This is a genomic window from Chryseobacterium turcicum, from assembly GCF_021010565.1.
GTDB classification, from domain to species: domain Bacteria; phylum Bacteroidota; class Bacteroidia; order Flavobacteriales; family Weeksellaceae; genus Chryseobacterium; species Chryseobacterium turcicum.
In genome coordinates this window covers 2,977,686-2,999,391 of the sequence record NZ_JAJNAY010000001.1, presented here as the reverse complement: position 1 = coordinate 2,999,391, position 21,706 = coordinate 2,977,686, and the positions used below count along the sequence as shown (strand labels likewise).

Sequence of the window (21,706 nt, the reverse complement as noted above, 5' to 3'; positions counted from 1 at the left end):
AAGAGTATGAGTTAAATTTCAACTAAATTGGGAAATCCAAAAAAAATCCCGACTTTTGTCCTTCTTCAAAAATCCCGAAAATTCATGAAACTTTGTATTGCCGAAAAACCCAGTGTTGCCAGAGATATTGCTAAAGTATTGGGCGCAACTATGCCTAAACAAGGCTATATGGAAGGAAACGGCTATTGTGTGACATGGACTTTCGGACATCTTTGTACCCTAAAAGAACCTCACGATTACGGCCCGCAATACAAATCTTGGAATTTATTTTTACTGCCGATTATTCCCCAAAGTTTCGGTATCAAATTAATTCCGAATAAAGGGGTTGAAAATCAGTTTAAAGTCATCGAAAGATTGGTAGCCGAATGTGATGAGGTTATCAATTGCGGGGATGCTGGTCAGGAAGGAGAGCTTATTCAGCGTTGGGTTTTGCAAAAAGCAAAATGCGATAAACCGGTACAACGTTTATGGATTTCATCGTTGACGGAAGAAGCGATTAAAGAAGGTTTTCAAAAATTAAAACCTGCCGAAGATTACAAAAATCTTTATCTCGCAGGAAATGCAAGAGCGATAGGAGACTGGTTATTGGGAATTAATGCAACACGTCTTTTTACCAAAAAATTTGGTGGAAATAAAGCGGTTTTATCCATTGGAAGAGTGCAGACTCCAACTTTGGCAATGCTTGTTCAACGTCAGAAAGAAATTGAAGCATTTTCAACCGAAGAATATTGGGAATTGAAAACCAAATATCGTGATGTAATTTTCAATGCTGCGATTGACCGTCTCAAAACGTTAGAACGTGCCGAAAAAGGTTTGGAATATCTGAAAGTAAATCCTTTTGAGATTGTTTCATTTGAAATTAAAGAGGGAAAAGAAAAAAATCCGAGATTGTTTGATTTGACCGGACTTCAGGTGGAAGCCAACAAAAAATACGGATATTCTGCAGACAGCACCTTAAAATATATTCAGAGTCTTTACGAGAAAAAACATGTTACGTATCCTCGTGTTGATACGACGTATCTATCAGAAAGTTTGTATCCGAAAATTGGAGGTATTCTTCAAAGTATGGTTATTTATAAGGATTTAATTTCGCCTTTATTGGAAGAACCGATTCCAAAATCTAAAACGGTATTTGATGATGCAAAAGTAACCGACCACCATGCAATTATTCCGACCGAAATTCCGCCTTCTCAAAGTTTAATGAGAGAAGAAAAACTCATTTATGATTTGATTGCGAAACGTTTTATTGCCGTTTTTTATCCTGAATGTAAAATTTCTAATACTCTGGTTGAGGCTCAGGTAGGAACAATTCCCTTTAAAACAAGCGGAAGACAGATTCTCGAACCGGGTTGGAGAGCTGTTTATGCAAAAGATGCCAAAGAAGAACCGACCGATAAAGAAAAAGATAAGGAAGAAGAACAGACGATTCCTGAGTTTAAAGTGGGGGAAACAGGACCTCACGACCCGATGATTCATCAGGGGAAAACTTCACCGCCAAAACCTTACACGGAAGCAACATTACTTCGAGCGATGGAAACTGCCGGAAAGCAAGTGGATGATGATGAACTTCGTGAAATGCTGAAAAATAACGGAATCGGAAGACCTTCGACCCGTGCCAATATTATCGAAACACTTTTCAAGCGAAAATATATTGAGAAGAAAAGAAAAAATTTGATTGCTACCCAAACCGGCATTCAGTTAATCGATACCATCGAAGATGAATTGCTGAAAAGCCCCGAACTAACAGGGGAGTGGGAATTAAAACTTCGTAAAATTGAAAGCGGAGAATACGAAGCCAACCAGTTTAAAGATGAATTGATACAAATGGTGACCGAGCTCACCAAAAAAGTCGTAGATGGAAAAGCAAAAGTATTCACTTTGCATGAAGAAAAGGAAGAAGTAAAAGAAAAGAAAAAGCGTGAACCTGCTGTAAAAAAAGAATTACAGTCGTGGGAAGAAACTCAATGCCCGAAATGTAAAACACACAATTTGATGAAAGGAAAAACCGCAATCGGATGTTCCGATTTTAAAAACTGCGGCTTTAAAGTTTCATTTGATATTTTCGGTAAAAAACTTTCCGATAAACAATTGATGGATTTAGTTTTAAAAGGAAAAACCTCCAAATTAAAAGGCTTCACAGCACATCCCGAAAGTTTAACAGAAGGAATTGTTTCTCTATCGCCTGAATTTATGACAGTTTTAGTATAATTAAAGCTGGAAGATGGATGTCTGAAGTTGGAAGTTTATTTAGCCATCAAATCAGACATTGTCCAAATAGTGAAAGTTTTGACTGCCTAAGAAAATGGCACTTGTCGGACTTCCAGCATCTAACTTCCAGCGTCCTACTTTAAATAAAGTCTCATCCTCGCTTCATATTCTGGCTTGGTTTTCAATAATTTCCAGATTTTTTTATCATCGGGATTGCTGATTCTGTAATAAATAATTTTATCGGCAGAATATTTAAAATATGGATGGTTTTTAAGCCATTCTTCAGGTGCATCAACCAAAGTATGTCGCTCAACTTTTGAATTATCGAGTGGAGCAATGCTTAATAATTTTTGTACCAAATCTTTATCGATATTATAAGTTTCTAAAATCTGTTCTTTGGTCATAAATCCGCCCAGTTTTTTTCTGAAACCAATCATTGAACCGGCACTTTTTTCATCCAAACCAAACTCTAAAAGCTGTTTGAATGTAATAGAATTCATATCTGTTTTTGAAAAATCAGTTTTATCTTGTTTGGGTTCAGGCTTTTTCTCGTCAGAATTTTTAGCCATTGTAGAAACGTTCAGTTTGATAAAAGGCTTTAATTCTTCAAACTTTTCTGCCGAAATGACAAAACAGTTTTTAATATCTTCTAAATTTTTAAAACTTCCTTTAAGGTTTCTGTCACGGTAATTGACGATGACATTGGCTTGTTTTTCAGAAAAGCCTAAGGCCATCCAGCCATTTACATCCAAAGTATTCGGGTCAAAGTTGGTTTGTACGGTTTTAGTTTTAAACGAATTCGATTTTCCAGCATACGCATTAAAATTCGCTGGAGTTTTTGCGGGAAGAATTAAATAAGGTTCAAGTTTCGTATAGTTTTCTTCATTAATGATAAAGCATTCTTTGAACTTTTCTTTACTCACAAAACTTCCGCCTAAATAATTTTTATATTTCAGAATAGCAGCGGCTTGTTTTTCAGAAAATCCCATGTTTTCCCAATCTGCTTGTGAAAGTTGGTCAGGATTAAATTTCCTTGTGATGTTTAAAGATTTCTTTTCATAACTTTTAAAACCTGAATTTCCTTTCGCTTCAGAATTGGTTTCAGGCAATAAAATAAAAGAATTCAACTGAGAATATTTTTCTTCCGAAATAGCATAACATTTTTTGAGTTGCTCTTTGGAAAGAAATTTTCCACCGACAATTTTCTTGTATTTTAAAATTGTCGCGGTTTGTTTTTCTGAAAATCCGAGCTTTTGCCATTGAGTTTCATCTAAATCGTTGGGATTAAAATCAGAAAGTGATTCTGCAGGTAGATTTTCAGAAATAAAAGTAAGTTCGGGAAATTTTATTTCACTTTTATCCGTGTAATTTTGAAATATGGTGAGCGTAAGAAGGAGTATTCCCAAAACTCCCATCTTTTGATAGTAATTTTTTTTCATCGTTGTGTATTTATGTTTTGGTTGACTTCGATTTACCGAAATCAGAATACAATAAAGTTATGAATTAATTTAATTCATAGGCTTATAAAATGAAAAAATAATAATTAAATATTTGTTTTACAGTGAATTGTAAGGCGTACTTGCTTTTTTGGGGAAATAGATTTGTTCTGAATTCTTTTCTACAAAAAAATCCGTTAATTTTAATTCAATAAAGCCAATATCTTAGAAAGTTTTTGAATTGATTGTGGGTTTATTAGTACAAAAAAACTTAAGAACCATTTTTTTTGTGATTCAAAATTTGGAAAATCGACACTACAAAAATTCCAATCAAAGCGGCCATTAAGTAGGTGTTCACATTAAAAAAAGCTCCCAAAATTATAAGAAATAATGAGACTCCAGCCAGAGTTTTTAAATGTTTTCGGTGTTTTACTTTAATCATTTTTAAATTACATTTTTATTCAGAATCTTTTTCTACCAAAGAATCTTTTAGTTTAAGTAATTCTGCCTTTACAAATTCTAAACGGTCGATTAAGGTCACCGTTTCAGAAATTTTTGAATTTGTGGTGAGTGCTATTTTCGCTCCGTCAAGTGTGTATCCTTTTTCTTTTACCAAATGATAAATGATTTTCAGGTTTTTGATGTCATCCGGAGTGAAGTAGCGGTTTCCTTTTTTGTTTTTTTTAGGTTTGATGATGGGGAATTCCTGTTCCCAATATCTTATCAATGAAGCGTTTACATCGAATGCTTTTGCAACTTCTCCTATCGAATAATACAGTTTGTCGGGTAAATTTGTCTTCATTATAAAATCCTAAAAACTCAAAGATAAATATTTTTTAAGCTTTAGTACAAATACACGTTGTAAAATGTGCAGGTTAAGCGTATTTTTGTTCTCTTTCAAACTTAATCAATCAGGATGAATTCTATCTCGGTATTGCATATCAATCTTTTTCAGTCAGAGAAAAACGCTCCGGATTTTTACTTTAATACGCTGAAAAATCATTTGGTTTCAAGTCATAAACACATCGAGAAACCACATCGTCACGATTTTTATGTCACCGTTATTTTTACGAAAGGAACAGGGATTCATGAGATAGATTTTCAAAAATATGATGTTTCTGAAGGAAGTTTGTTTTTTCTTTCTCCGGGACAGGTGCACAGTTGGGAGCTTTCTCCGGATACTGATGGCTACATTTTCTTTTTTTCTCAGCCTTATTATGAAATGCATTACGTCAACCAAAAACTGAAAAATTTTCCGTTTTTTAATTCTCCAAGTTTTCCTAGAAAGCTTCAGCTTCAATCAGAGGAATTAATGAATATGATTCATCTTTTTGAAGCTATTGGAAGTGAACATCAAGCTCAGAATGTGATGAAGCAAGGTTTTATTCTTTCTCTTATTTCTCAAATTTACATTCATTCAGCAAGAGCGTTTTCTAAAGAAGATGAAAATGCGTTAGCGGGAAGTGTGTCTTATTTTAAGCATTATCAGGATTTTGAAAACTTACTTGAAGAATCTTTTACTTCTCAAAAATCGATTTCTTATTATGCTTCACAACTAAAAATTTCGGCAAAACACCTCAACAGAATTACTCAAACCGTTATGCAAAAAACAGCTTCAGAAATTATCACTGAAAGAGTAATTCTGGAAGCCAAAAGAATGCTGATTTATCTTGATGAAGGTCTTGTAGAAATTGCTTTCAGATTAGGATATGAAGAGTATTCTTATTTTGCGAGGATATTTCGGAAAAATACAGGGATTACACCCTCGCAGTTTATTAAAGACCATAAACATTGATACTTTTACAATGTAAGCTTAAAAGGTCCTTCAAAAGTTGTTTCAAAAGTATCTAAAACTTCATTTTTATCATCTAAAACAACAAATGTTATATTTTGTTTGGCCGATTTTATTTCATTTTCAGGGAAAGCAATACTGATAGAACCTTTAAGAATCTGGTCACCTTTTAAAGTGATTTTGCTCGGGCCTGAAGAGATAATTTCGGCATGATTGGGATGCGTTACTTTTATTGTAATTACTTTTTTCTCATTCGTTTTATTTAAAAAAGTATAGGTGAAATTATTGATGATTTTTCCGTCTCTCACGAAAAATGTTGAGCCGGCCGGCTTTATAAATTTTGCTTCCATAGAACCTCTGTCGTTTAATAAATACCCTAAAAACCCAATCAATAATCCCAAAAATATTGTAGTGATGAGCATCCTTGAAGTTATCCCGAGTTTTTTTCCGGTTTCAATTTCTGCTTCTGTGGCATAGCGTACCAATCCAGTAGGTAAACCCACTTTTACCATGACCTCATCACAAGCGTCGATACAGGCAGTACAGTTGACACATTCTAATTGCTGACCGTTTCTGATGTCAATTCCTGTAGGGCAAACGACTACGCATTGTCCACAATCAATACAGTCACCTTTTCCTAAAGATTTTCTGTCTTCTCCGTTTCTCCATTTGGCGCGACCTTCTCCTCTTTTTGTATCGTAATAGACATTGATGGTTTGCTTGTCTATTAGTACGCCTTGCAGTCTTCCATAAGGACAGATTAAGGTGCAAACCTGCTCACGCAACCAGGCAAAAACAAAATAAAAGACTAATGAAAAAGAAAGCATTGCCGTAAAATGCAAAGGATGTTCTACTGGTCCTTCCTGAATGATTTTAAAAATGTTTTCATATCCAACAATGTACATAAACATAAAGTGGGAGATAATCACTGACGTCATAAAGAAAACTGACCATTTTAAAAGTCTCTTTCTTATTTTCTCAGAATCCCAACTCTGTCTGGCGAGTTTCATTTGTTTGTTACGGTCACCTTCAATCCAATATTCTATTTTACGGAAAACCATTTCCATGAAAACGGTTTGCGGACACAGCCATCCACAAAATATTCTTCCGAAAACGACAGTGAAAAGCATGACAAAAATAACAGAAATCACCGCTCCCAAAGCTAAAATGAAAAAATCCTGCAGGTAGAAAGATTGCCCCAGAATAAAAAATTTTCTATCGATAAGATTGATTAATAGAAACGGATTATTATTGATTTTTAAAAATGGAATTCCAAAAAATAACGCTAATAAGACATAACTTGTATAATCTCTGTAATTGGTAAATTTACCTTTTGGTTTTCTTGGAAATACCCATTTTCGCTTTCCTGTATCGTCCATTGTTCCTACAGAATCTCTGAACGCTTCCCCATCACTTCCCGGAATTTTTATATTTCCCTGCTGAATGCTCATCTTTTGAATTTTATTTAATAAAAAGGACTTTTTTAGATGACTAATGAATCAATTCTGAAATAATATTCAGACTAAATAGTCCTTAATAAATGATGGTACAAAGCTCTTAATTTTAAGTTTTAATAAATAATATTATATACTTATAGAATAGGACAGATGAGACATTCTGTTATTTTTACTTAAACTAAATAATTGCTCATTTAAATTGGGGGAAGCTTTCTACAAATCGTAAATTGTATGCCTTAAATTTATAGAAATGAAAAATATATTGAATGCAGGTCTTGTTGGTTTGCTTTTGGCATTGACCAGTTGCCAGTCAACAAATTATAATGCTATGCTTGAAAATGCCGAACCGCAATTAATATCCAGCCAATTTTCATTTACCGAAGGTCCTGCCGCAGATAAAGCCGGAAATGTTTATTTTACAGACCAACCCAACGATAAGATTTATTTCTGGGATTGGAAAACCAATAAAGTATCCTTGTTTTTAGATAAAACAGGTCGAGCTAACGGAACTTATTTCGATGAAAATGATCATCTGATTACGTGTTCAGACAATGAAGGTGAGATTTGGAAAATTGGTAAAGATAAGTCGGTTGAGGTTTTATCTAAAGGTTTTGAAGGAAAACGATTAAATGGCCCCAATGACCTTTGGTTAGATGGTAATGGTGGAATTTATTTCACCGATCCTTTGTATAAAAGAGAGTATTGGCAAGATTTTAAAGTAGAAATTCCTGAGAAAAATCTGTATTACAGAAATAAAAACGGTAAAATTTCAAAACTGGAAACTTTTGTTCAGCCTAATGGGATTATTGGAAGCGTAAAGTTGAAAAAACTCTATGTTTCAGATATTGATGCCGGAAAAACCTATGTTTATGATATTCTGGGTGAAGGGAAATTGTCTGAAAAGAAACTTTTCTGTGAGATGGGTTCAGACGGAATGACGCTTGATAAACAAGGGAATTTGTACATCACAGGAGATGGGGTCACTGTTTTTAATACTCAAGGTGAAAAAGTACATCACGTTAAAATTCCTGAAGACTGGACAGGAAATGTAACTTTCGGAGGCGAAAAGAATAATGTTTTGTTTATTACTGCTTCAAAATCAGTTTACATTTTACCAACGAAAACAACAGGATTGAAATAGGTTAAGGTTAAGGTTAAGGTTAAGGTTGATTTTTCTTAGTCTCAACCTTAGCCTCAATCTCAAATTAATAAGCAACCTCCATTTTTACTTTTTTACCTTTTAGCTTCTCGGTGCTTAGTTTTTTAAGTAATTCTCTTACTTTATTTCTGGAAACAGCTACATAAGAAGTGGTGTCTTTTACTTCAATCAGACCTAAATCTTCTTTCTGCAGTTCCCCTTTTTTTATTAAATATCCTACGATATCTACTTTATTTACCTTGTCCTTTTTTCCGGCGCTGATGTAAATCGTCTGGAATGGTGAGTTTTTAGGAACGGTAGAAAATTCTGTTACAGACTCTTCAGGAGTGTCTTTTCTGATGAATGGGAACTTTTCGGTTTCAGTCATAATTAAATAAACAGAACCTTTCGCGTTCATCCTAGCTGTTCTTCCGTTTCGGTGGATGAAAGCATCTTCAGTTGTTGGAAGCTGATAATGCACAATCGATTCTACTTCTGGGATGTCTAGACCTCTTGCCGCCAAATCTGTGGTGATTAATACTCTTGCGGTGTCGTTTCTGAATTTCAATAATGCACGTTCTCTTTCGTCTTGTTCCATTCCGCCATGGAACGTTTCACGGTCAATACCTTTTTCACGCAAAAGCTCAGAAATACGGTCTACTGCTTCTCTGTGATTACAGAAAATAAGCATTCTTTTATTTCCTATTTTACAGATAAGGTGAAATAAAGTATCCAATTTTTCCTCAGAAGTGGTGATTACCTTTTTTAATTGAATATCAGGTTTGTTTTCTCCGGTTTTCAGGAAGTCAATTACTTTTTCGTCTTTCAAACCTGTAAAACTTGGAATTTCATCCATTGAAGTTGCTGAAGTCAAAATTCTTTGAAAAAGGTTGTACATATTTTCAATGATATACTCCATATCATCGTGAAAACCAAATTCTAAGGCTTTATCAAACTCATCGAGAACCAGATATTTAATTGTTTTTACATCAAGATTTTTATTTCTTAGATGATAGGCAATTCTTCCGGGAGTTCCGATTAATACCGCTGGAGCTTCCTTTAGATTATTAACCTCAATTTTTTTATCATGACCGCCATAGCAAACCGTCACCTTAAAATCTGACCCCATCGATTTAAAAACCTGCTCAATCTGCAAAGCTAATTCTCTTGCTGGAACCAAAATAACAGCTTGAATTCCTGTAGATTCTTTAGATAAATTTCTCAATAAAGGGAAGAGAAAAGCCAACGTTTTCCCTGATCCTGTAGGTGATAACAACACAACATCGGTATTGTTTTCGGAAGTTTTGTATGTAGATTTCTGCATTTGATTCATATCCTGAATCTGCAGTTTTTTATAAATAGATTCTAATTCCATGGTGCAAAGGTAGGAGATTTTGGATGGAAATAGTAAAACCTCTACTAAATCACTTTAAAAGAAATCACTTTTTAGAATAATTTAGAAATAAAATGAGTATTGTTGATAGGATTTTTTATTACTCAAAATATTCAATTTCATAGTAAGTTTCATATTCTTTCCCAGAAATATTATTTGAACTAAACTCATAAGTTACATTTTGCAAATTATCAAATTCATATTTGTAAGTAGTTACTTCTTTGTGGTTTTTTAAATGATTGGTGAAAGTTCTCTCCGTAGTATTGCCTTTCTGGTCATGGTTATAAAAATCAGTACAACAATATTCGTTATCTCTATAGGTCATACAGCTAATTAGTCTGCTAGATTCATCATATTTATTTATTTATTTATTTATTGTAATGTAATTTTGATTTTCTTCCTTCAATAATTTGTATTCACGTGAGTATATATAAACTTCTTTGTCCTCTATATTCTTTGACTTGTATAAGATGATTACCTTATTGTCTTTGTAAGATATTTCTTTTGCATATTTTCTTTTTAGATTGTTGTTTGTGATATTTGTAGGTCTTCCTTCACCATCATATGTTATTAAAATATCTAAATTAAATTCGTAATCCTTTTTTTCTTTTAGATTATTCTCTATTATTTTTTCAATCTTTCCATTGGTGTTATAGTAGAGATTTTTAACTTTAACTGTATCTCCATTTTTAATTTTAATTTCCTTAATCAAATTGTTGTTTTTATCATAAGTGTAATAAAAATTACCACCAGAGGAATATTCAGACTCAATTAAGTATCCTTTATCGTTAAACTTGTCTATTTTAAATGAATTATTCCCTTTTTTTAAGCTTTTAACTTGTTTTACATTACCATGATGAGGACTTTTATAAACATTATAGAAGTCATATTTATTAGGGGAAAATTTAAGGTCACTTGTTATTATGGCATTTTTAAAATCTAAATTAGCGATATAATCAACTTTTTGCTTATTAATATCATATTCAGTTAAATCGATATATAAAGGGTTTTTAGAATCTGCTATGTCAGTGTTAGTTGTTGTTTTTTGTCCGAAACTGTAAAAACAAGTGGTAAGTAAATAAAATAATATAATTCGTGTCATATTTTTGAAAATCTCTTCTTGATATAGGTATTTATACAGGTAGTAGCTCTAACCTTAATTCATTTTTTTTGTCTGTCAAATATAAAGAATAGCATATAATAAACATAAACCATTGTGTTTTGTATTCAAAATAATTTAAAGAAATTTGCATAAACACTCAAACACTCAAACACTCAAACACTCAAACACTCAAACACTCAAACACTCAAACACTCAAACACTCAAACACTCAAACACTCACTATAGACATGACTCCTGAAAAAAGAAAATTAATGACCGACAGTTTCGACCGTTCAGAAACTTTAAAATTCTACAAAGCCGAATTATTAGAAGTAGAAACCGATTATGTATCTATAAAAATCCCAAAAATGGAATTGATGACCCGAAAAGCAGGAATGTTTAATGGGGCAATGATTGCCTCTTTGGTTGATGTTTCGTCTGGCTATGCTGCAGTAAGCCATTATGAAGAAGATTGCTATGTGGTGACGGTAGAGTTGAAGGTTAATTATCTTCGTCCTGCAATGGGTGATGCTTTGGTTTCAAAAGCGTATGTTGTGAAAGGTGGTTCTAAAATCAGTGTCATTAGAACTGAAATTTATACAGTCGATGAAAACCGAAGTTCTGAAAGTCATGTGGCAACTTCTTTGGTAACAATGATGAAAATTAAATAGATTTACAATAGCAAAAGCATTATTCATCGGCAATTGAGTGTGATTGGAATAAGTTTTGTTTATAAAAGTCAATAATATTAAAAAATTAAATACTATGAACCTTATCATTAGACTGCTGGTTACAGCTATTGTCGCATTTTTACTGACCAAGATTTTGCCGGGTGTACATTTTGATGGTTTTTCAACGGCAATTATTTTTGCAATTGTTTTAGGACTTTTAAATCTTATTGTAAAACCTATTTTAAGTCTTTTTGGCTTGCCTTTAACCATCATTACTTTAGGCTTTTTTGCTTTGGTAATCAATGCGATTATTATTCTTATAGCAGATTACTTTATCGATAGCATGATGGTAGACGGCTTTTGGTGGGCATTTATTTTCAGTATTGCACTGTCTGTAGTGACATCACTTGCCAATTCTATGTTTTCAGATGGAGATTAATTAATATAATTTTAAAGTAAAAAAAGTGGAAATTTTAAAGATTTCCACTTTTTTATGAAATGGATGAATTTTTAAGGCTTTAAAAATGAGTATTTTAGAGTTTATGTGGTACTTAAATGGGAGTATAATGCTTTAATATTCGGTTATTGTTATAGTATTAATTAATTTTTAATTGATTGTGAATAATTATTTATGTTTATTTATTTTGTAAAATAAAAGTGTTATTTTTGAAGTATATTTATTGATAAATCATTTTTTGATTAATTGATAATTTCGTAACACCAAATTTTATGACAAAATATTTACAGATTTACTTACTGTTTATCAGTTGCTATGTTTATTCTCAGGCTCCCGTAAGTATTAAAGTTAAAGACGCTTTAGGGAATGAAAATTTTCACGTAACCTGTACAAACGACCTCGATGCTAATGGCTGTATTCCGCTTCATTTAGAATATCCGGAGCTGAAACAATCTACAACGTACCAACTTACTCAGGGAACGTATAATCCACCCATTCCGATGAATCAGGGAACGGCGCTGAACGCTAACTTTGATGATGTATTCACCCCAAAAATAGATTTACCGTTTAAATTTTGTTTTTTCAATCAATATTTCGAAGCTCTTGTGATTGGATCAAACGGAATGGTCACTTTCGATTTAAGTCAGCAGGGAAATATTAATTACCCTAATGTTCTTTGGCAAAATCCAAATGCTGGTTTGCCTAAGAATTCTATTTTCGGAGTGTATCACGATATGGTTTTTTCTGCTGCAGATGCATCAGAGATTTATTATTCAACAGTGGGAACAGCGCCTTACAGAAAATTTGTCATCAGTTATTATGACGGAAGAGTTGCGGGGTGTACCGACCGCTCTTCGTCACAAATTGTTTTGCACGAAACTACAAATATTGTAGAAGTTTTTGTAGACAAAAAACTGACACCATGCCCAACCAGAAAGTTTGAAAATGCTGTAATAGGCATTATAAACGATACCGGAAGTTTAGGATATTCTCCGCCTTCAAGAAATACCGGAAATTGGCAGGCTTTACAGGAATCATGGAAGTTTACACCTAATGGAAGTGTGATTCAGCCAACGGTGACATGGACTAATTCTGCAGGACAAACCGTAGCATCAGGAATTCAGGCTACTTTATGCCCTACACAGAATGAAGTATATACTGCTAATGTTATTTTTAATATTTGTGGAAATAGTAATTTGACATTAACGGATGATTTTACGCTTGATTTTGATGCTTCTTATCCTATTTCAAGAAATTATACCCAAAATTTTTGCGGAAATGCACCGGTTCAGCTTAATTTAAATGATTTTAAAGCCAACGTAACTTCACAGAATCCTGCGAATTTTAATTTTACTTTTCATAATTCTTTAGCAGATGCACAGAATAATCAAAACAGTATTTCTACAAACTATGCTTTGAACGGCAATAAAATTTTATATGTAAGAATTCAGAATCCCAATGTTCCCGGATGTTTTAGAGTTGCGGTTCTTACCTTGAATTTTACGACTAAAAATCTTTTAACGAATACTATTTCGCTTTGCGATACCAACAATGATGGAATTGAATCCAATTTTGATTTAAGTTTCTTTAATAATCTTCTTTTTCCTGCAGGAACATCCGGATTTTCATATTATCTGTCTCAGGCGAATGCTCAAAATAATACAAATGCCGTAACGACTGCAAATATTACAACAAGCACTCAACTTTGGGTGAGAATACAGGATGCAACGTGTACTTATATTCTCGGGCCTGTTAGTTTCACTTTTCAGCCGGGTGTTAATGCCAATTCACCGATTAACTTTCCGTACACGATATGTGATATTAATGCAGATAATAACGAACCTTTTGATTTTGGTTTAAACATTGGCCCTCTAATTACAACACAACCCGGAGCTATTTTTACGGTATATCAGACTTTTGCAGAGGCTTATAATAATTCGGGAACTGTGATAGGATTTATTAAAGAAGGGCAGTATACGGTTTATGTAAGAGTTCAGATTCCGGGAGGATGTTTTGCGGTAGTCCCTGTCAATTTAAACATCACTTTTATAAAGATTCTGGTTAATGATAAAAATGAATATATCTGTTTTAATGGAATCGATGATATTACTGTAAATCTTCAAACATTGTCTGCCAATATGCTTATTGCTCCTGCAACGGTACCTGTTATAGAGTTTTATGATAATTATTCAGCTGCATTAGACGGGATAAGTCCTATTTCACCAACCCAGACTATTACAGAGAATGGCAACTTGGTAAGCAAGACTTTCTATGTTCGGTTTGAGGAAAGCGAAACCTGCTATACCATTAAAGCGATTACTGTACATTTGGTTCATCCGGTTATTGTAAATTCAAATTTTACGGTTTGTGATTTTAATAATGATAACACAGAAGTAGTTTCTCTTGCCCAATTTTCTGGCGCTATTATCGGAAATCAGAATGCAACGACGACTTTCTATCTTACGCAGACTGAAGCTCAGAACGGTACCAACCCTATAACAAGTGTCAATGTCGTGGGTACAAGACAGGTTTTTGTAAAAATAAATTCTTACAATTGTACTCAGATTTATCCGGTTACGATTAGTTTGGTATCAACTCCCGCGGTAAATAATGTTGTGAATGTTAATCTGACTGATATTTGTGACAACAATAATGATGGAGTAGAGCTGTACAATCTTTTATTGGCACAGCCTCAAATTTTTAGTGGTTCGAATATTACATTTACCTATTACACTTCATACAATCCTACGACACACGTTTTTTCGGGAACTATTAGTAATCCTACTCAGTTTCCTGTTCAAGGGAGTGCAACGGTTTATGTGAAAGTGAAATTCAACAATAATGAATGCTTTTCTGCAGCACAATTAAATATTCAGATGACGTTTTTACCGGTGATTGTATTAAAGAATGCGGTTTTAAATACGTGTGATGAAGATTTTAATTTAAATGAAACCTTTCAGCTCAATGATGCGGTTTCACAACTATTTTTAGCTTCTCAGAACACGTATCCACTTTCCGATATGACTATTTCTTACTACAATACTTTAGCCGAAGCCAATGCAGGAATTCCTTCCACTCAGATTGGAAACAGTATGGTGACAACGGTTTCTACGGTGCAGGTTTGGGCAAGATTTCAGTCGAAAACGACGGGTTGTTTTTCGGTAGCCCCGATTGAGTTGAATACCTATTTTCCTCCAAAAGCTATTAATTCTAGCATAACGGTTTGTGATGATAATCTTGACGGAATTTTCGAAGTCAATCTAATGAATTACACCAATCTTTATGTCGATATTCCGAATCAGATTAATACTTTCACTTTCTATCTTACTCAAAGTGATGCGCAAAACGGAACCAATGCAATCTCAAATCCGCAAAGTTTTACGGCAAATCCTTTTCCACAGCAGATTTGGGTAAAAGTGATGAATATTCCCGGCTGTGATGATATTGCAACGATTAATTTTATTATTGGTAGTAAAGTCGTGCTTCAAAATGCGGGGCCGTTTCTTCTAAATGATGTTTGTGATACGCTAAATGACGGAATTGAAAATGTAAATCTTACTCAATATCAATCGCAAATTTTTTCAGGGACTAATGCTACTTTTACTTATTACACTTCTTTAGCTGATTTAAATTCAGGAACGAATGCCATTACAAATCCTGCAAATTATTCTTTTAATCAAAATTTAGGGTCAGATATTATTTATGTAAAAGTAAGTGTTCCCGGATTTTGCCCTGAAATGGCAACGATTAAAATTTCGCTTAAAAAAGTTCCTGTCTTTGAAATTCCAATACAGTATTTCTGTCCGGATGGAAGGTTTAGTTATACTTTAGAAGTAGAAGGATTTAATATTGTAAGTTATGTATGGACAAATCCTGCAGGTCAGGTAGTTTCTACTACCGATACGATTGTTAATATGAATTTGGTCGGAACTTATACAGTTACCGTAACTGCCGATAACGGATGTTCTTACACTGCTACTTTTGAAGCAAAATATTATGATGTTCCTGTTATTCAGAATATGATTGCGAGTGGTAATACCTATACAATTATAGCCACCGGTTCGCAGCCAATCCTCTATTCAATTGACGGAATTAATTGGCAGTCCACAAATGTTTTCTACAATCTTCCGACAGGAATTACAACATTCTACGTAAAATATGTTGAAGGAAAATGTATTGTAAAGCAGGATGGAGTTATTCTAGATATTAAAAATGCCATTACACCAAACGGAGACGGGATGAATGATAAATGGATTATCAGAAACCTTCATGTTTTCGGAACAAAAATGACCAATGTAAAAGTATTTGACCGTTATCAGTATTTAATTTTCGAGCAAAATACAAACACTGAAATTATCTGGGACGGAACAATCGCTGGAAGACCGATTCCTACTTCAAGTTATTGGTATGTAATTACACTTCCGGATGGAAGAACGTTTACAGGATGGGTTTTAGTGAAGAATAATAATTAAAACTTTAAAAATATTTTAAATGATGAAACCTCGCTGACTTTCAGTGAGGTTTTTATTTGTATCTAAATTATTTTTTTACAGGATTAAAATTCCCCTCCAAAGGAGGGGAATTCTCTTATTCTGCATATTTTCTCATTAGAGTTGCAGGAATTTCCTATTTTGAATATCTTTAAAACCAAATAACAATCAACAAAAATCATCAATTATATAATGACTTTTCAAGAACAAATACAGCAAGGTATTCCTAATCAGTTACCTCAGCCAAAACCATACGATACCAATATCAACCATGCTCCGAAACGTAAAGAAATTTTAACGGATGAAGAGAAAAAATTAGCATTAAAGAACGCTTTACGTTATTTCGAACCGCAATTTCATGCAGAATTAATTCAAGAATTTAAAAAAGAACTCAATGAGTTTGGAAGGATTTATATGTACCGTTTTCGCCCTGATTATGAGATGAAAGCGAGAGACATTGCAGAATATCCCGGAAAATCTGAGCAGGCAAAATCGATTATGCTGATGATTCAGAACAATCTGGATTATGCCGTGGCACAACATCCTCACGAACTGATTACGTATGGTGGAAACGGTGCGGTTTTCAGCAACTGGGCGCAGTATCTTTTGACGATGAAATATCTGTCTGAAATGACAGACGAGCAAACATTAACAATGTATTCAGGGCATCCGATGGGATTGTTTCCTTCGCATAAAGATGCACCGAGAGTGGTGGTTACGAACGGAATGATGATTCCGAATTATTCTAAACCGGATGATTGGGAGAAATTCAATGCTCTTGGAGTAACACAATATGGACAAATGACGGCGGGAAGTTATATGTACATCGGTCCACAAGGAATTGTTCACGGAACGACGATTACGGTTCTGAATGCTTTCAGAAAAATAAATAAAGAACCAAAAGGCGGATTATTCGTCACTTCAGGTTTAGGCGGAATGTCCGGAGCGCAACCAAAAGCTGGAAATATTGCAGGTTGTGTTACTGTCATTGCAGAAGTGAATCCAAAGATTACCAAAATCCGTCACGAACAAAAATGGGTGAATGAAATTCACGAAAATCTTGATGAATTGGTGGCAAGAGTTAGAAAAGCTCAGGAAAATCAGGAAGTGGTTTCTCTGGCGTATCTAGGAAATATCGTTGAGGTTTGGGAAAAATTTGATGCAGAAAATTTAAGAATCGATATCGGTAGCGACCAGACTTCGCTTCACAATCCTTGGGCGGGCGGTTATTATCCGGTCGGACAAACTTTCGAAGAGTCTAATGCGATGATGGCAGAAAACCCTGAATTATTCAAAGAAAAAGTTCAGGAAACCTTGAGAAGACACGCTGCAGCAATCAATAAGCACACCGAGAAAGGAACCTATTTCTTCGATTACGGAAATGCTTTCTTATTGGAAGCTTCCAGAGCCGGAGCCGATGTAATGTCGGATAATCCTACCTTGGGAAGAGAGTTTAAATGGCCTTCTTACGTTCAGGATATTATGGGGCCGATGTGTTTTGATTATGGTTTCGGGCCGTTCCGTTGGGTTTGTACCAGTGGAAAACCTGAAGATTTACAGAAAACAGATGAAATTGCCTGCAACGTTTTAGAGGAAATGATTAAAAATTCTCCTGAAGAAATCCAACAGCAGATGAAAGACAATATCACTTGGATTAAAGGGGCACAGGAAAATAAATTAGTTGTTGGTTCGCAGGCGAGAATTTTATACGCTGATGCAGAAGGAAGAATGAAAATCGCAGAAGCCTTCAACAAAGCCATTGCCAACGGAGAAATCGGAGCGGTGGTTTTGGGTAGAGACCATCACGATGTTTCGGGTACGGATTCTCCGTACAGAGAGACTTCCAATATTTACGACGGCTCGAGATTTACGGCAGATATGGCCATTCACAATGTGATTGGCGACAGTTTCCGTGGTGCAACTTGGGTAAGTATTCACAACGGTGGTGGCGTTGGCTGGGGCGAAGTCATCAACGGTGGTTTCGGGATGTTGCTCGATGGTAGCGATGATGCCGACAGAAGATTAAAATCAATGCTGTTCTGGGACGTCAACAACGGAATTTCCCGACGAAGCTGGGCAAGAAATGAAGGTGCTGTTTTCGCCATCAAAAGAGCGATGGAAGCAGAACCGAATTTGAAAGTGACTTTGCCGAATTTTGTGGATGAAAGTCTTTTTTAATTTGAAAATAAATTAATTTGAAGATTTGAAAATGAGTTCATTTGAAAATACTCAATCATCCCGTCACTTCGAGTAGCTTTTGAAAAAAGCATATCGAGAAGTTTGTGATTTAAAATATGAAAACCTGCTGTGAGGCAGGTTTTTTTATTAAATTCATTATTTATCTATTTTTCCAAATATAAAATTTTCTTTTTCATCCCATAATTTAATTTCATTGTTTTCCAAATTCCCCCAAATGTATTGATTATCATCAGTCCAAAGTTGAATCCTATCACTTATACATTCTCCCCAAATATATTTTGAATTTTCATCCCATAATCTAAACTTATTGTCTTCGAAATAACCCCAAATGTGCCTTCCGTCATCGTACCAAAGATTGACTCTCATAACTTAACTTTTATTGATAGACCACTATTTGGACCCGGAGGAAGTCCTAATGCTGTATCTATCCCGATATTTTCCCTTAGATCATTTAATAGATTTTGAGGATCAACAATTTCACCTATTAAATTTTCAGACTCTGATCTAGTTTTGTCTGAATGTCTTGCTCTATAAACCTCTAACACTAAATTTTCATCTATTGCTTTTAAGCAAAGTGCTCTAATATAAAATCTATTAAACTCACCTTCAGCAAAAGTTATATTAGCATTCTCTGGCACTTTTACCAATGATGTTCCGGTTTTTGTTTTTCTTTCCTCTTGTGATTTAAAGCAATTATTATTTTTAAGAGATACCGCTAAAGTTTGCTCATCTCCACTTTCTAAAGATTGTTTTAATAAATCTTCATATTTTTCTTGACCATTATCATTAAATCTTTTACTTAGATATAACTTGTTATTTTGTATGTCAAAATCCATCTCGTTAATCATTAGCTGGCGAATAGTTTGGTCTAAATTTTCAAAGTTAAATTTCATAGTATATTTTTATTTTTTTTGATATTTATATTAATTTTTTATGTATATCCGTAATTGTCCATAATTTCGTATATTTACCTATAGTTTAATAAGTTAGATGGATATATTTAGTTTTACAGCTCATTTTGGTACTGAGGAAGATTGCAAAATTCATTTTAAAGAGCAGAGAGATAAAATTGGGGTTGTTTGTAAATGCGGTCACAATGAGCATTTCTGGATTAAAAGTATCTGGAGCTACGAATGCAAAAAGTGTCGTAAAAGGATTTCCTTGAAGAGCGGTACGATTATGCAGAACTCAAATCTTTCTTTTTTAGTTTGGTACAAAACCATGTTTCTGATGAGCGTTACCAAGAAAGGTTTTTCGTCTAAAGAAATCCAGAAACAATTAGGATTAAAGCGTTATGAGCCAGTTTGGGCAATGGTTCATAAACTAAGAAAAGCCATGGGAACCCGCGATGAAAGATATACTTTGGAAGGGATGATAGAGTTTGATGAAGGATATTTCACGGTAGAATCCAGCGAGATTGAACAAGAAAAAGGAGTTCGAGGCAGAGGTGCAGCAGGCAAACAAAACGTTGCTGTGATGGCTGAATCTACCCCTTTGGAGAATCTTGAAACTGGAGAAAAATCTAGTTCTTGTAGGTATTTTAAGGCTAAAGTTTTAGAAACGCATCTTTCCTTAGAAATTAATGAAACCATTAAAGAATGTATCGATAATGAAAGTATTGTTTTCACTGATAAAAGCACATCTTACGTAGATATTTCTGATTTTGTTGAGCTTCATATTACAGAAAAATCGGACAAAGAAACTACGGAAGAGATTTTAAAATGGGTTCATATTACCATCAGCAATGCGAAGCGAAATTTATTGGGAAATTATCATAAAATCAAAAGAAAGTACTTACAACTATACTTAAATGAATTTATCTACAAACTAAACCGAAGATATTTTGGAGACCAACTCTTCGAAAGGCTCATTATTGCTAACATTACGGCAGTATGATGAAAAACGGATATACATATAATTTTTTTATCTGTTTTAACGTTGCGTCGAAAACTGATGGAATTTCTTTATCAACAATCATTTTATAGGTAACTTCTTTTTTGTCAAGTACGTGAACAACTAAACAATTTTCAGGACTTACAAAATATTCTTCGTCAAAATTATTTGAAAGATAAATGTAAAGGGCTTCTGCAAACATCCCAAGTTCTTCTTCTTTATATCCTTCTAATCTTGCTACAAACCAAATAGCTCCTACGCATTTTTTATCATCTTTATCAAATGTATAAATTTGACTTGGGTTGATTTGTACAGGAACAGTATTTAGATAAATTATAGATTTTTTACTTGTTTTAGAAACTATATTTATTTTATCAGGTAACCATTTCGAAAAATCAAAATCCTCATAATTATGTAGAATATCGAGATTTCTTTGATACATATCTTTTGTTTGCTTAGTTAATTTAGGTGTGAAAAGATCTACAACTTCGGAAATTTTATCCTTTACCGGCTTATTGCTAATCTCTCTGAAGGCGTTACTCATCGCACTTAAACTTCTTACCCAGTAATTTCCTCCGCTACTTTCTGTAGCTTCCTGAACTAAACTTTTTCTTTTAAGAAAATTTAGAAATGTCTGTTGGCTTTTCTCAGGTTTTTGTCTAAATATAATGATGTTGTTTACTGAAATTTTCTTCATCTTTTAGGTTTTGTAAATTTTTAATTAAATGGATTTAGTTTATCAGTACTATCTTTTTTACTATTTAAAAACTGTTTTCTGTTTTCTAAACTTTGAATAATTAGAGCCCTGAGTTTAGGCAGGTAATCCGTTAACTCCTTCTCAATTTGAAGAAGTGTTTTTTCGGTAGCATCAATATTTGCAAGAAATTCTCTTTTTAGGTTTTCTATTTCGGTCTCGTTTCCAGTTATTTTTCCATAGTTAGTAAGTCTAAAAACTAAACCATTAGTATTTAATACAGCTTCTACATTTTTACTGTGATACTTACTTGGATATATTTTAAAAAAGTCTTTATTACCTTCAAAGGGAACTCCATAGTCAGCAACCTCTACTTCGTAATTTCGACCTTGTTGATAAAATCTACCAGGTGGAAGTTGTCTTCCTGAAAGTATTAATGTAGATATTCCAGTTGTTGTTCCTTCTTTTATCAGCTTCGGAACTTTAAAGTTGGAACGCTTGATAATATTATCAGCTTCTTCTTCAAAATTAATTTTATTAATTGATGACTCTGAATAAGATTTAATTTCATCAACAATTTTTTTTTGTTTTTCAAGAAAGAAAATTTCAATTTTTTTTTCTCTGAAAAATTCTGTAGGAGGTAAAAAATTACGCATACAATTTAAATTTAATATTAGCCTTAAACATGACAAATATCACACCCAGTAATTTGCGTGTGACTTAATTGCCACTTTTTTTCTGTGTTTAGTGAATTAAATGACTTTTTGTCATTTAAA

Annotated in this window: 18 protein-coding genes; 8 read left to right on the top strand and 10 right to left on the bottom strand. The window is 33.8% G+C overall.

Annotation, left to right across the window (positions count from 1 at the left end; translation table 11 throughout):
* Positions 1-84 precede the first annotated feature (84 nt).
* On the top strand, positions 85-2,208 hold the full coding sequence (locus LO744_RS13640) for a type IA DNA topoisomerase (RefSeq protein WP_230670110.1): 2,124 nt from the start codon (positions 85-87) through the stop codon (positions 2,206-2,208).
* 134 nt (positions 2,209-2,342) lie between these two features.
* Here the strand turns inward: LO744_RS13640 and LO744_RS13635 are convergent, their stop codons facing one another.
* Entirely contained in the window at positions 2,343-3,647 is a 1,305-nt protein-coding gene (locus tag LO744_RS13635; RefSeq protein ID WP_230670108.1) for a helix-hairpin-helix domain-containing protein, read from the bottom strand.
* A gap of 454 nt (positions 3,648-4,101) precedes the next feature.
* Positions 4,102-4,446, bottom strand: a complete 345-nt coding sequence (locus LO744_RS13630) for a MerR family transcriptional regulator (protein WP_066677715.1) — start codon at positions 4,444-4,446, stop codon at positions 4,102-4,104.
* A 114-nt stretch (positions 4,447-4,560) separates the two neighbouring features.
* Between LO744_RS13630 and LO744_RS13625 the strand changes: the two genes are divergently transcribed.
* A complete protein-coding gene (locus LO744_RS13625; protein WP_230670106.1) occupies positions 4,561-5,439 on the top strand; it encodes an AraC family transcriptional regulator in 879 nt (292 codons plus the stop codon).
* A gap of 5 nt (positions 5,440-5,444) precedes the next feature.
* Here LO744_RS13625 and ccoG read toward each other — a convergent pair whose 3' ends face one another.
* Entirely contained in the window at positions 5,445-6,887 is a 1,443-nt protein-coding gene (gene ccoG, locus LO744_RS13620; protein WP_230670104.1) for a cytochrome c oxidase accessory protein CcoG, read from the bottom strand.
* Between the two features lie 256 nt (positions 6,888-7,143).
* On the opposite strand from ccoG, the gene LO744_RS13615 reads away from it, so the two are divergent.
* Positions 7,144-8,034, top strand: a complete 891-nt coding sequence (locus LO744_RS13615; protein WP_230670102.1) for an SMP-30/gluconolactonase/LRE family protein — start codon at positions 7,144-7,146, stop codon at positions 8,032-8,034.
* Between the two features lie 64 nt (positions 8,035-8,098).
* Here LO744_RS13615 and LO744_RS13610 read toward each other — a convergent pair whose 3' ends face one another.
* From LO744_RS13610 to LO744_RS13600, 3 genes are all read right to left on the bottom strand, one after another.
* Positions 8,099-9,406, bottom strand: coding sequence for a DEAD/DEAH box helicase (locus LO744_RS13610; protein WP_230670100.1), 1,308 nt, complete (start codon positions 9,404-9,406; stop codon positions 8,099-8,101).
* Positions 9,407-9,524: 118 nt separating this feature from the next.
* Positions 9,525-9,749, bottom strand: a complete 225-nt coding sequence (locus LO744_RS13605; protein WP_230670098.1) for a hypothetical protein — start codon at positions 9,747-9,749, stop codon at positions 9,525-9,527.
* A 39-nt stretch (positions 9,750-9,788) separates the two neighbouring features.
* Positions 9,789-10,526 (bottom strand): hypothetical protein, encoded by a 738-nt coding sequence (locus tag LO744_RS13600; protein WP_230670096.1) that lies wholly within the window; start codon positions 10,524-10,526, stop codon positions 9,789-9,791.
* 272 nt (positions 10,527-10,798) lie between these two features.
* Here LO744_RS13600 and LO744_RS13595 point away from each other — a divergent pair, with 272 nt between their 5' ends.
* The 4 genes from LO744_RS13595 to LO744_RS13580 all read left to right on the top strand — a co-directional run bounded on the left by LO744_RS13595 (position 10,799) and on the right by LO744_RS13580 (position 18,322).
* Positions 10,799-11,197 (top strand): PaaI family thioesterase, encoded by a 399-nt coding sequence (locus LO744_RS13595; protein WP_230670094.1) that lies wholly within the window; start codon positions 10,799-10,801, stop codon positions 11,195-11,197.
* Between the two features lie 94 nt (positions 11,198-11,291).
* The gene (locus tag LO744_RS13590) at positions 11,292-11,636 is read left to right on the top strand and encodes a phage holin family protein (RefSeq protein ID WP_230670092.1); all 345 of its coding nucleotides are present in this window, start codon (positions 11,292-11,294) and stop codon (positions 11,634-11,636) included.
* A gap of 290 nt (positions 11,637-11,926) precedes the next feature.
* Positions 11,927-16,126 carry a T9SS type B sorting domain-containing protein gene (locus LO744_RS13585; protein ID WP_230670090.1) on the top strand — a complete coding sequence of 1,400 codons (4,200 nt, stop codon included), beginning with the start codon at positions 11,927-11,929 and terminating at the stop codon, positions 16,124-16,126.
* 210 nt (positions 16,127-16,336) lie between these two features.
* Positions 16,337-18,322 carry a urocanate hydratase gene (locus LO744_RS13580; protein WP_230670088.1) on the top strand — a complete coding sequence of 662 codons (1,986 nt, stop codon included), beginning with the start codon at positions 16,337-16,339 and terminating at the stop codon, positions 18,320-18,322.
* Between the two features lie 156 nt (positions 18,323-18,478).
* Here the strand turns inward: LO744_RS13580 and LO744_RS13575 are convergent, their stop codons facing one another.
* Both LO744_RS13575 and LO744_RS13570 read right to left on the bottom strand, forming a co-directional pair.
* Positions 18,479-18,709 carry a hypothetical protein gene (locus LO744_RS13575; RefSeq protein WP_230670086.1) on the bottom strand — a complete coding sequence of 77 codons (231 nt, stop codon included), beginning with the start codon at positions 18,707-18,709 and terminating at the stop codon, positions 18,479-18,481.
* On the bottom strand, positions 18,706-19,236 hold the full coding sequence (locus tag LO744_RS13570; RefSeq protein ID WP_230670084.1) for a hypothetical protein: 531 nt from the start codon (positions 19,234-19,236) through the stop codon (positions 18,706-18,708). Before LO744_RS13570 ends, LO744_RS13575 begins: the two co-directional genes overlap by 4 nt.
* A 97-nt stretch (positions 19,237-19,333) precedes the next feature.
* Here LO744_RS13570 and LO744_RS13565 point away from each other — a divergent pair, with 97 nt between their 5' ends.
* Positions 19,334-20,239 carry an IS1595 family transposase gene (locus LO744_RS13565; RefSeq protein ID WP_230666864.1) on the top strand — a complete coding sequence of 302 codons (906 nt, stop codon included), beginning with the start codon at positions 19,334-19,336 and terminating at the stop codon, positions 20,237-20,239.
* On the opposite strand, the gene LO744_RS13560 is transcribed toward LO744_RS13565, so the two are convergent.
* Both LO744_RS13560 and LO744_RS13555 read right to left on the bottom strand, forming a co-directional pair.
* A complete protein-coding gene (locus LO744_RS13560) occupies positions 20,226-20,933 on the bottom strand; it encodes a hypothetical protein (RefSeq protein WP_230670082.1) in 708 nt (235 codons plus the stop codon). The two genes, LO744_RS13565 and LO744_RS13560, sit on opposite strands and share 14 nt — an antisense overlap.
* A gap of 20 nt (positions 20,934-20,953) precedes the next feature.
* Positions 20,954-21,586, bottom strand: a complete 633-nt coding sequence (locus LO744_RS13555; RefSeq protein ID WP_230670080.1) for a hypothetical protein — start codon at positions 21,584-21,586, stop codon at positions 20,954-20,956.
* Positions 21,587-21,706 lie beyond the last annotated feature (120 nt).

Excerpts from the sequence above, each read along its gene's own strand:
- LO744_RS13580 (WP_230670088.1), top strand. The coding sequence starts at position 16,337 with ATGACTTTTCAAGAACAAATACAGCAAGGTATTCCTAATCAGTTACCT.
- LO744_RS13625 (WP_230670106.1), top strand. The coding sequence starts at position 4,561 with ATGAATTCTATCTCGGTATTGCATATCAATCTTTTTCAGTCAGAGAAA.
- LO744_RS13560 (WP_230670082.1), bottom strand. The coding sequence starts at position 20,933 with ATGAAGAAAATTTCAGTAAACAACATCATTATATTTAGACAAAAACCT.
- ccoG (WP_230670104.1), bottom strand. The coding sequence starts at position 6,887 with ATGAGCATTCAGCAGGGAAATATAAAAATTCCGGGAAGTGATGGGGAA.
- LO744_RS13595 (WP_230670094.1), top strand. The coding sequence starts at position 10,799 with ATGACCGACAGTTTCGACCGTTCAGAAACTTTAAAATTCTACAAAGCC.
- LO744_RS13610 (WP_230670100.1), bottom strand. The coding sequence starts at position 9,406 with ATGGAATTAGAATCTATTTATAAAAAACTGCAGATTCAGGATATGAAT.
- LO744_RS13630 (WP_066677715.1), bottom strand. The coding sequence starts at position 4,446 with ATGAAGACAAATTTACCCGACAAACTGTATTATTCGATAGGAGAAGTT.
- LO744_RS13635 (WP_230670108.1), bottom strand. The coding sequence starts at position 3,647 with ATGAAAAAAAATTACTATCAAAAGATGGGAGTTTTGGGAATACTCCTT.
- LO744_RS13590 (WP_230670092.1), top strand. The coding sequence starts at position 11,292 with ATGAACCTTATCATTAGACTGCTGGTTACAGCTATTGTCGCATTTTTA.
- LO744_RS13565 (WP_230666864.1), top strand. The coding sequence starts at position 19,334 with ATGGATATATTTAGTTTTACAGCTCATTTTGGTACTGAGGAAGATTGC.
- LO744_RS13570 (WP_230670084.1), bottom strand. The coding sequence starts at position 19,236 with ATGAAATTTAACTTTGAAAATTTAGACCAAACTATTCGCCAGCTAATG.
- LO744_RS13575 (WP_230670086.1), bottom strand. The coding sequence starts at position 18,709 with ATGAGAGTCAATCTTTGGTACGATGACGGAAGGCACATTTGGGGTTAT.
- LO744_RS13615 (WP_230670102.1), top strand. The coding sequence starts at position 7,144 with ATGAAAAATATATTGAATGCAGGTCTTGTTGGTTTGCTTTTGGCATTG.
- LO744_RS13585 (WP_230670090.1), top strand. The coding sequence starts at position 11,927 with ATGACAAAATATTTACAGATTTACTTACTGTTTATCAGTTGCTATGTT.
- LO744_RS13605 (WP_230670098.1), bottom strand. The coding sequence starts at position 9,749 with ATGACCTATAGAGATAACGAATATTGTTGTACTGATTTTTATAACCAT.
- LO744_RS13640 (WP_230670110.1), top strand. The coding sequence starts at position 85 with ATGAAACTTTGTATTGCCGAAAAACCCAGTGTTGCCAGAGATATTGCT.
- LO744_RS13555 (WP_230670080.1), bottom strand. The coding sequence starts at position 21,586 with ATGCGTAATTTTTTACCTCCTACAGAATTTTTCAGAGAAAAAAAAATT.
- LO744_RS13600 (WP_230670096.1), bottom strand. The coding sequence starts at position 10,526 with ATGACACGAATTATATTATTTTATTTACTTACCACTTGTTTTTACAGT.